The sequence below is a fragment of the Halorubrum sp. SP3 genome (assembly GCF_005435195.1).
Classification (GTDB): domain Archaea; phylum Halobacteriota; class Halobacteria; order Halobacteriales; family Haloferacaceae; genus Halorubrum; species Halorubrum sodomense.
In genome coordinates this window covers 1-858 of record NZ_SGTU01000156.1, presented here as the reverse complement: position 1 = coordinate 858, position 858 = coordinate 1, and the positions used below count along the sequence as shown (strand labels likewise).

1 pseudogene is annotated in these 858 nt (G+C 63.4%); it reads right to left on the bottom strand.

Going from position 1 to position 858, the window contains the following annotated elements:
• Positions 1-463: 463 nt before the first annotated feature.
• Positions 464-858, bottom strand: a pseudogene (locus tag EXE42_RS16005) (site-specific integrase); the annotation flags it as partial.

The window sequence follows — 858 nt, the reverse complement described above, 5'->3', positions numbered from 1 at the left end:
GGGAGCGAACGAGATCGTGCCGAATCCGTGGGGAGGTGGACCGGCGCGCAGCTGGCCGGCTCACCGTTCGGGAGTCCCGAGGCCGTCGGGGCGGCGGGGGCAGTCCAGATTGTGCCCATACTCAAGCTCGCTCGACGAGTTCCGAGTACAGCGCGCGCCGCACGCGGGACACCAGAACTCGCCCGGACCATCCGCAGTGAGATGGCAGAGCGAATTCGAATCGATGCCGAGGCTCACCGCCGATCACCCCCTAGAACAATGGAAACTGCGTGCCCGCAGAGGGGGGCGTTAAGCTGGTGAACGGAATCCGAATAGCGGTCTCTAAATCGTTTTGAGAATCTGGGCGTAGAGGTCGTTTCTAGCCTGTTGCTCGGCGTTTGAGGAACGACCCAAGAACCGACGGTTTCGGAGCGAGCACGGTGGGGTCTGGCGATTTGGTGGGTCGCGGCGTAGGGTTCGGGGTTCATAGGTCGGGGAGGAAGTCGCTGCGTTGCTCTGCCTGTTCACGGTCAGACCGCCGGTCGTAGTGGCGACTCAGAATATCCTCACTCGCGTTCAGCCGGTCCTCGACGATACGCCGCGGAACGTCCTCGCGGCGGTAGAAGGTCACCCGGCCACTCCGCACGTCGTGAGGAGATCGCGACGACGGACACTTGCTCGCGTGGTCGATGTCAGTCGCCTCGCAGGAGTCGATGTCCCGATCGTGGGGACAGCCTTCGCCGCGCCAGCAGGGACGAGTCACTCGGTACAGCACCTTCCGGAAGGTGTTGCCCGCCGGACGACCGTACCTGGTCGTGATCAGCGGCTTACGATCGTACTCGTCGGTCACCTCATCCCGGTGATACTCGATGTAGTCCT